Source organism: uncultured Kiloniella sp. (genome assembly GCF_937128705.1).
Classification (GTDB): Bacteria; Pseudomonadota; Alphaproteobacteria; order Kiloniellales; family Kiloniellaceae; genus Kiloniella.
In genome coordinates, this window is sequence record NZ_CAKZMP010000199.1 from 1 (window position 1) to 9,818 (window position 9,818).

General features: G+C 46.8%; 5 protein-coding genes. 3 read left to right on the plus strand and 2 right to left on the minus strand.

Annotated features, from left to right (window positions below):
• Nucleotides 1-929, minus strand: a 929-nt coding sequence (locus Q0241_RS10775) for an aminotransferase class I/II-fold pyridoxal phosphate-dependent enzyme (protein ID WP_299377211.1), incomplete at its 3' end; no start/stop codon positions are given.
• A gap of 310 nt (nucleotides 930-1,239) precedes the next feature.
• Nucleotides 1,240-2,628 carry an ammonium transporter gene (amt, locus tag Q0241_RS10780; protein WP_299377213.1) on the minus strand — a complete coding sequence of 463 codons (1,389 nt, stop codon included), beginning with the start codon at nucleotides 2,626-2,628 and terminating at the stop codon, nucleotides 1,240-1,242.
• A 386-nt stretch (nucleotides 2,629-3,014) separates the two neighbouring features.
• On the opposite strand from amt, the gene Q0241_RS10785 reads away from it, so the two are divergent.
• The 3 genes from Q0241_RS10785 to Q0241_RS10795 form a co-directional block, all read left to right on the plus strand.
• Nucleotides 3,015-4,865, plus strand: coding sequence for an autotransporter assembly complex family protein (locus Q0241_RS10785; RefSeq protein WP_299377215.1), 1,851 nt, complete (start codon nucleotides 3,015-3,017; stop codon nucleotides 4,863-4,865).
• A gap of 18 nt (nucleotides 4,866-4,883) precedes the next feature.
• A complete protein-coding gene (locus Q0241_RS10790) occupies nucleotides 4,884-9,299 on the plus strand; it encodes a translocation/assembly module TamB domain-containing protein (protein WP_299377217.1) in 4,416 nt (1,471 codons plus the stop codon).
• 193 nt (nucleotides 9,300-9,492) lie between these two features.
• Nucleotides 9,493-9,818: FAD-dependent oxidoreductase (locus Q0241_RS10795; RefSeq protein ID WP_299377219.1), on the plus strand; the 326-nt coding region annotated here is incomplete at its 3' end.

The window sequence follows — 9,818 nt, forward strand, 5'->3', positions numbered from 1 at the left end:
GTACCTGCTGCTTGCACAGGTATAGGCACACCTGCACCGCCAACCTGACAGGTTGTGTTGATCATTGATATCCATTTTTCATCACCTGCGATAAAGCCGCAGCGGAGGCCTGCAGCACTTGATCGCTTGGAAAGGGAATGGAAAACCAAAATATTCGCGAGTGGATCGTTTTGCGTATTGTTCTGGACTGTATCTGATACAACCTCCATTTCGCGGGCTATCTCCAAAGCCGACTGTGGTGCTGTATCTGTGTATATTTCGGCATAACATTCATCAAAAACAACAACAAAGTCATGTTTGCGTGCTAGGGAAATAAGGTCTTTGATGCGCTGTGGTTCTGCGACGGCCCCTTCGGGGTTCGAGGGGCTGCAAAGTACACAAAGTTCAGTACGCTCTAATATCTCTTCTGGTACTGTCGTATAATCCGGCAGGTAGCCGCTTTCTTTTGTTGCACTAACGGTTACAACCTCTGCCGCCGCTGCGGCTGCGGCTCCGGTATATACATGATAGCAAGGGTTCGGGGTCAGAAATACTGGGGCTTCAGAATCTTTTTTTGGTGTTGAAAGTACCGTGAGGGCTGTCATGAACAATCCTTCCCGGGTGCCGGGTACGGCTAAAATATGTTTTGTTGGATTGATAAAGTTTTCAGGCAATTTGTAGCGTTGTTCAAGCCAGTTAGCGCAAGCCGCAAGATAATCCGGCGTGCCTTTCGATAGGGGATATTTAGACCACCCTTTCGCAGCTTTTTCTATCTCTTCGGCGACAAAAGCGGGCGGTTGTGTTTGTGGCTCACCAATAGAGAGATTGATGACCTGTCCATCTTCCAGGCAGGAGCGGCCGACGGGTAAATCTTCGAGTAAAGTACGAAGACGAGTAAAGGGATGAAATTCCTGTAATTTTTGTCGGTCAACAAACTGGCGGGTAATCACGTGAACTCTTAACCTCGGACTCTTTGATTTGACGGTTGTCATGAATTGGTTTTCATTAATGTAACTAAATACCAATTCGGGCAAGAGCGTGGCTAGAGAAAAGAATTTTTTTTGAGCTTTCAATAAAAAAGACCGCCTATCACGTGATGTGATAGGCGGCAAGTTAAGACCCTACTAGGAAAGAGCTCGGATAGCGGTCTGTAGGGCCTAAGGAGGATGAGACGTACCGGAAAAGGGATTAACCAGTTTGTCTCAGGTGGTTTCACGATAATCTGTAAAACCACCAGTTTCAGTGGGGAGACTGAAATCGTTAGACGAGTTTCTGAGAACCTCGTCCAAATTCTGGGTAGGCTTCGAGACCAAGTTCACTGACATCAAGTCCGTTGTATTCCTCTTCTTCGGAAATTCGGATGCCGACAGTGATTTTGAGCAGGATCCACAGGGCGGCGCTACAGATGATGGTAAATGCACCGATTGCGATAATGCCTGTTAATTGAGAAACAATTGTTCCTGAGCCAAAAATTCCTACAGCTAGGGTTCCCCATATTCCAGCACAAAGGTGGACTGGAATGGCACCGACCACATCGTCAATTTGCAAGCTATCAAGCAGAGGAACAGCAAAGACGACAATTGCACCACCGATACCGCCAATAATTATGGCCATGTATGCGTGGGAAACATCAGGTCCCGCTGTGATTGCAACCAACCCTGCAAGAGCACCGTTTAGCGCCATTGTTAGGTCAACTTTTTTGTATAGAAGTTGTGTCAGGATCATTGCTACAACAACACCTGCTGCGGCTGCAATGTTTGTGTTTACAAACACAATCGCCATGGCAACGGCATCTGCTGCTGACCCAAGGGCAAGCTGTGAGCCGCCATTAAATCCAAACCACCCCATCCAAAGAATAAAGGTTCCAAGTGTTGCGAGCGGTAGATTAGAGCCCGGGATCGGTTTAACCCGTCCTTCGGCAGTGAACTTGCCTTTGCGTGGGCCTAGGATGATAGCGCCAGTTAGGGCTGCCCAACCGCCGACGGAATGAACGATACTTGATCCGGCAAAATCACTAAACCCAAGGTCAGCCAACCAGCCGCCGCCCCAGCTCCAAGAAGCTTGAATTGGGTAGATGATGGCGGTCAATACGGCAATAAACAGCATAAAGGGCCAGAATTTAATGCGTTCTGCCAAGGTGCCTGAAACGATAGAGGCAGTTGCAGCGACAAAGACCATTTGAAAGAACCAGTCAGACATAACGGAATAACCGTTTGACGTGACGGCACTAATCAATTCTTCGGTACTTGCATCTGCGGAAAGCAATGCGACTTCTGCTTCGCCTGAATCATAGAAGAAACTGAAAGTTCCCATAAAACCGCCTTCTCCTACGCCAACGTATAATAAATTATAACCGACGAGGTAAAACATCAGTCCTGCGATGGAATAGAGTGCGATATTTTTCAGACAGATGGCGGCGGTATTTTTACTGCGAACCAGGCCAGCCTCGAGCATAGCAAAGCCAGCAGCCATCCACATAACGAGGACGCCATTTACCAAAAAAGAGAATGTGTTAAAAACAAAAGCGGTTTCTTCGGTTACTGCTGCTTGTGCTGGCGTAGGGGCCGTAAGCAACGGAACTGTTAGAATTGAAGCTGTAATCGCGGACAGTGCGATAGATTTTTTGTTGGAACTAAGAAAGCTGGACATTATTTCTTCCATTATTTGCGTTCTGGGACTGGTCTACTAGATCCAAGAAACGTGCCAACTTTTAAAAAATAAAATTATCATATATAACAATAGGATAGAAGTTGTATATGGCACTTGGGGGTGGATTCAAATTGTGCAATGCAAAATAAAATGTGCCTAAAAATTAATCATCGATGTGATGTTGATTAAAAAATGAGCTTTTGTGCTGCTCGGAAAAATTAAAGTAGGTAAAAGCCACGATTGAACAATAGACCATAAAGCTATAGTCATTAATACAGCAGCGTTTAAGCTGAACTGTTGTCCTTTTGTGCTGAGGCCAAGCTAAGGTATTCTTGGTTCGGGGATTAAGGTATCATCACGTAGATAAAAAAATGGGTGCGCCCTTTATGAGACGATTAAAATTTCTTGGGAACACCCAAAAACCCCCAAGGATTAACATAGCTTTTGTTGCTTTTGCCCTGTTGTCTCTCGGGATGTTTAGCCGTGCAGGCGCGCAGGATTTGGGGCTGTCAGATACTGCTGAAGCCTATAAGTATGATGTCTCTATCACTGGTGACATACAAAATGATCTACTGAGCCTTATCGAAAAGTCATCACGGTTGGAGCAGTTAAAAGATAAGTTGCCCTCAAGCTTGGCGGCGCTCAAGCGCAGAGTTAAGGAGGACAGTGAAGGTTTTGATAAAGTCCTGCGTTCTGAAGGGTTTTACGATAATACGATCTCTTATAGCATTGATGATAGCCAAAGGCCCATCGGCGTCGCTTTTGAAATTGAGGCGGGCCCTCAATTCCACCTCAATACATTCAGCGTTGTGTTCAAATCCGGAAAGCAGATCCCGGCAGCGCTAAATAATACTAACTTAGGAATCTCAACGGGTGTTGCTGTCCGTTCAGAAGTGATTGTACAGGCAAAAAATCAGGCAATTGTCATTCTTGCGGATCATGGTTATCCCGATGCGAAATTAGCGGATCAGGAAGCGATAGTTGATTTTGCAACGCAAAAAATGGATGTAACGCTTATTCTGGATGAAGGCCCGAGACTGGTCGTCGGAAATTTGGAATTCGAAGGCTTAAAAGAAGTTGATTCCGTTTATCTACAGCAATTAAGTCAGTGGAAAGCAGGTATTCTCTACAACGCGAAGATCATAGATGAACTGCGCCGTAAATATCTACGTACCGGGTTGTTTGAAGCTGTCCGGATGAAGCCCTTGGACACAAGCAATGCGGCCAGGGATGGCACCTATGTAACCCCGATCACGATAGTTTTTGTTGAACGGGAACATAAATCTGTGGGGGTCGGCGCCAGTTATTCAACAAGTGAGGGTGCTGGCACTCAATTCTATTGGGAAAACAGGAATACCTTTGGTCAAGGCGAAAAGCTAAGGGCTGATTTAACTGTTGCAGAAATCAGGCAGCAGCTAAAATTAGGATTCACTAAGCCTAATTACCTTAGAAATGATCAAAATTTTAATGCCAATACAAATATAAAACATGAAGACACGGAAGCCTACGAAGAGAAATCTGTTAGTGCTTTTGTAGGTATTGATCGGAAATGGGGCAACCATTGGACTGTTGGTGGGGGGCTGGAACTAGAGCTGTCAGAGATTCAAGATGAAGACGATACAGAATCATATGCCTTTGCAAGCATTCCACTTAGTGCGCGATATGATTCAACAAACGATTTGTTGGACCCGACATCAGGTTTTCGTTTCGGTGTAACAGCAACACCGTTTTACGGTTTAACCGCGGCTTCCCCGGATTTTTTCAAGACAGAAATTGATGGATCAACCTATTATTCAATTCTGGATGATGACAGGCTGGTCTTTGCGACGCGTGGCAAAATTGGTCTGTTGGCGGGGGATAGTGCCAGAGATATTCCTGCGACCAAACGGTTTTATGCTGGTGGTGGCGGATCAATTCGGGGCTATGAACATCAGACAGTTGGCCCGCTAAATGCCAGTGACGACCCTGTTGGGGGGCGGTCCCTTGTTGAGTTTGGCGCTGAAGCAAGGGTTCGGGTAACAGAAGACATTGGTCTGGTTCCTTTCATCGAAGGCGGTAACGTCTATGACAGTGCAGTCCCTGATTTTTCTGAAAACTTTCAGTGGGGTGCCGGTATTGGTCTTCGGTATTATACTGCCATTGGACCGATCCGGTTGGATGTGGCCGTTCCTTTGAACAGGCGGAAAGAAATTGATGACGCCTGGCAGTTCTACGTCAGCATAGGGCAGGCTTTTTAAGATGAAGATCAGCCCAAAATGAAAGTAAGCAAGGGCAAGGTCATTGCCGCGATCATCTGTTCACCACTGATTCTTGTTCTGTTACTGATATTTAGTGGTTATATTTATCTGCAAACGGATAGCGGTCGGGCGACCCTGTTGGCGCAGATAGAGTCAGCGGTAAATGACCCTGCTGGTCTGACGATCGATTTGCAGCAGCTTGATGGCAATGTTTTTTCAAGTGCCCGCCTCGAGAGAATTATCCTGCGTGATCCCAAAGGAGACTGGCTTGAAGGGACCGATCTTGTTCTCGATTGGTCGCCGCTGGATTTGCTGTTTGGTCAGTTGAAGATAAACAAGATCTCTCTTGCTTCTCTGGCTGTAACACGTAATCCAGAACTGCCATCCTCACCGGAAGAGGGGCAAAGCACATCATCGCCTCTGCCTTTGCCAATAGATATAAGTCTGGGTCAGCTTGATATTGCAAAGATTGACCTTGCGGAGAGCATTGCGGGGCGAAAAGCTTTGTTGGCTTTGTCCATGAAGCTTTCTGCGCATGATGAATCAGGAATTCTTAGCGCGCTTAATATTGATCAGCTTGATGCTCACCAGGGATCTGTTAGCGCCAAGGTTAATTACCAGCCCGATGCAGATACGTTGTCCATTGATGCTCAGCTTACAGAACCTCAAGGCGGCCTGATTGCGCGGGCATTGGATCTTCCCGGCTACCCCGAAGTTAATTTGACGATCAGCGGGCAGGGGCCTTTGGTGGATTGGCAGGGGCAGCTCAAAGGGTATGCCGGAGAATTATTTAAAGCTGATCTTACCCTTTCTAGCCGGGGACAGGATACGATCACTTTTGATCTATCTGGTAGCACAGAATTTTCGGATAAGTTAGCTGCTTCCCTTCCTTTGGTGGATAAGAACCCGATTGATCTAGCATCGACGGTTTTGTGGGACCGGGAAAATAACCTGATTAATTTGTCATCTCTGGATATCACCAATACAAACCTTAATGTCTCTGTCAGTGGTAACGTAGATCTGGATAATGAGAAGATTGATATCTCGGCCAGCACTGCGTTGTTAGAGGTTGGTGCTTTGAATCAGATGATTGCGCCAGCTTCCCTTGCTCGGGGAATTGTTGATTTAGATGTTGTCGGTGATTTTCAATCAATGAATATCAGCACAACTTTTCAGGCGGGTGGGATAAAGATTAATCAGGCTGAACCGCTTGATACCGCTGCACAGGGTGTTTTGAGTGTTGGGGACATCATCGGGAGTATCAGTTCTGATATCAACTTGATGCAGTTGGAGATGATTCCTGTTAATGCTTCTGCGGCTCTAACAGAAGTCAGGGGGCTGCCTCCGCAAGCAGAAAAATTGCTGGGGCGCAACCTACGTCTAGAGCTTGAGAGTCATTATGTGCTCGAAAGTGGGCTCTTAAATGTTCCGATGTTCCGAGCGCGGGGGGCTTTTTTTAGCGCGGATATCAGGGCAGCGATGTCAACCCGTGACAACACGGCGAGCTCAAAGATTGCAATCGTTCTGGATGATTTATCCCAGCTGGCGCCAGTAAAGGGAAAACTTGTAACAGAGCTAAGCGTGCAAAGTCTGGATATTTCTAATCAGATGATGGGGAATGTCACGATTACCGCTCAAAACCTTGATTTGGGTGATGCTGACCTTCAAGAGCTTGTGAGCACGGACCCCTCCTTGAGCGCGAATTTCAATTTGGATGATACGGCATTTAAGGTATCGGATATTGCTCTCCCCCTTCCGGTGGCACAAGTCGCTGGGTCGGCAGAACTTCCTGCCACGTTTGAAAGCCTTTTGGCAGATATAAAGATCGAGGCGCCGGATCTTTCGCAACTTAGTAAAGTTACCGGGCTTGCTCTATCTGGTTCTGCAAACTTTGAAACAGTTTTAAGTGGGGCAATTGCGGATCCGGGGGCAGAAGGAAAGTTAACCGTATCGGGTTTGAATCTAGATCAGAATGCAATTGGTAATTTGGCAACAACCTTTAACGCGACGACATTAGCGAGCGGAGCAAATGGTGTTTTTGACTCAGAGCTTCGCGGGGGAATTTTGCCTCTTGATCTGACGTTTGGATTTTCTTTGCCAGACTATGCGCAGCTACAAGTCGCCGATATTCTTTTGCAAACGGGTCAAAACAATATCTCGGGTACAGCAACGGTTCCATTCGATGGGACACCGCTTATTGCTGATATTCGTGGGGACTTAGGTGACCTCTCTTCTCTGGGGGCAGCCTTCGGGGCTGATATTGCGGGCGCAGTGTCTACCAACGCAATTCTGGGTGAAAAAGAGGGGACGCAACATCTGGCTTTGAGTTTGGTGGGAAATAATCTTTCCCCTGATTCAGGCGCCACTGTTATCAGAAATTTGGATGTGACCGCCACTTCGCAGGGGGCTTTCAATGATCCCCAGTTGTCGATGACTGCCAATCTCGCGGATGTTTCTGTGCAGGACCGTTTGATTGAGCAGGCACGTTTGAACGTAGAGGGCGGACTGTCTAATGCTGATTTCACCTTTGCACTGAACAGTTCAATGGCACCAGCTGTTGCATTGGGTGGCGGAGGTAGTTTGGCGTTTCCGGTGGCGGGGAAACCGTCATATACGCGTTTTCAATTGTCACAGCTCGATGGCACGATTGCAGAAAAGGTGATTACTTTACGCCAAGCTCTTGTTGTACTTCAGGATCAGGATAAAACCAGTATTGATCCTTTCGAGCTTTCATTTGATCGTGGATTGATTGCGGGTTCTGGTGAGCTGACAAAATCCAGTGTAGATGCACAGGTAGAAATAAAAACTTTTCCTGTGGATTTGGTCAATTTGGTTGCCCCTGATCTAGAAATCAAGGGGATGCTGGCCGGACAAGCAAGCCTGTCTCTGCGCCCCGAAAATGCTCAGGGAAGTCTTTTTTTGAAGGCTGAGAACATCAAATTTACAGATGACCCGAATTCAACGATGCCCCCTTTACAAACTACGTTATCCGGGACGTTAAGTAATAATCGATTTGACTTTCAGAACGATGTAACGGGACTGGAAAGATCAACTGTTCAAGCCAAAGGTTCGGTGCCTCTACAGGTTGGGTTTTCACCTTTCTTTGTTACTGTACCTGATAACCAGCCTTTAACTGGGGGCCTTTTAATCAATAGTGAAATTGAAAACCTATGGGCAATTCTGGCGCTGGATACACAGGAAATGCGTGGGCAGCTCGCTACTGACCTCAAAGTTTCCGGTACGATAGCAAACCCACAAATAATTGGCTCGGCAACGATACGTGAAGGTCGCTATGAAAATATCGAATTGGGAACACTGCTCAAAAATATTACGCTTGATGCCGGGTTGGAAAATAGTCAGTTGTTGCGATTGAATCTTCAGGCAAATGATAACAAGCAAGGCATCTTGAGATCTGAGGGGACCGTTCGCTTTGAAAATTTAAGTAATCCACTGATTGATTTGGCCATTCAACTCGATAACCTCGCCGCTCTAGATCAGGATCAGATCGCGGTACAAACCGATGGTAACATCGTAATCAAGGGATCTCCGGCAAGTATGACTGTTGCGGGCGATATTACGACACGGGAAACAAATATTAATATTGGCAGTGCCGTTGCCCCTAGTGTTGTGGACCTTGAAGTAACTGAAATCAACCGTCCCAACCGTTTAGGGCAGCGGAACGCAGCCGATGTAAAGGCTGAGAAGAAAGAAAAACCCTCAAAAATTTCGCTGGATTTGCTGCTGAATATGCCACGTAAGGTATTCATTCGGGGCCGAGGGCTTGATTCTGAATGGGAAGGCAAGTTTACCATCAAGGGCGTTGCCAATGCTCCCGTGATTGAAGGTTACTTGAGCCCGGTCAGGGGTCAGTTCTCTTTTGCAGGTAAAAACTTTAACCTGCGGAAGGGCAAAATCGCGTTGCTGGGGGGCACACAGATTGATCCCGATCTCGATCTTTCTGCAGTCTATGAAGCTGATAATGTGACGGCGATTGTATCTATTCAGGGAACAGCATCTAATCCCAAGATTAGTTTTTCTTCTCCCGATGGGTTGCCAGAGGATGAGGTGCTTTCTCAGGTTCTGTTTGGGAAAGCTTCGGGTAAACTCTCTGCGGTGGAAGCTCTGCAACTGGCATCGGCGATTGCATCCTTGTCCGGGGCGATAGATTCCGGCGGTGGCGTTCTGGGGTTTGCTAGGGATTCTCTGGGTGTGGATGTTCTTACTGCCGGTACGAATTCTGATACGGGATCTCCTGAAGTCAGTGCCGGGAAATATATAACGGACAATATTTATATTGGTGTTGATCAGGGGGCATCGGCAGACAGCACAAAGGCAAAAGTCCAGATTGACCTGACACCGAACATCACACTAGAGAGCGAAACCGGGCAAACGGCTGACAGTAAGGTGGGCGTTTTCTGGAAGTGGGATTATTGATTAATCTCTTAGAATTAGTAGTTGAATCTCTCAGGCTAAATTGTCGCAAATACCCGCTTATTGTCGGTTATCTTTGGCAAAAGCGATAATCCCTCTTATATAACAATGAACAAGTCGGGCGTGATCAGATCAACGCTATTCTGAAAAAGCTTATCTTGTGTAACGATTCTGAATACAAATGGCTTAAAATAATATGGCTCAAAAAGATCTAACGGTTGAAGTTCTCGTTGTTGGTGGTGGCCTGGTTGGTCTTACCCTGGGTGTCGCTCTTGCTGGCGCAGGAATGGAGGTTGCGGTTGTTGATCGCGAAGAGCCTTCTGATCAAAAAGCCACGCCTTTTGACGGGCGATCATCCGCCATTGCTCTGGGATCACAACGAGTCTTTGATCAGGTTGGCTTGTGGGATGGTATGACATGGGCGGCAGAGGCAATTCGCTACATTGAGATCACAGATGGTCAGATTGATCGGGGGGCGTCCCCGCTTTCTATGTCTTATGATTTTAGCGAAGTCGGTGATAT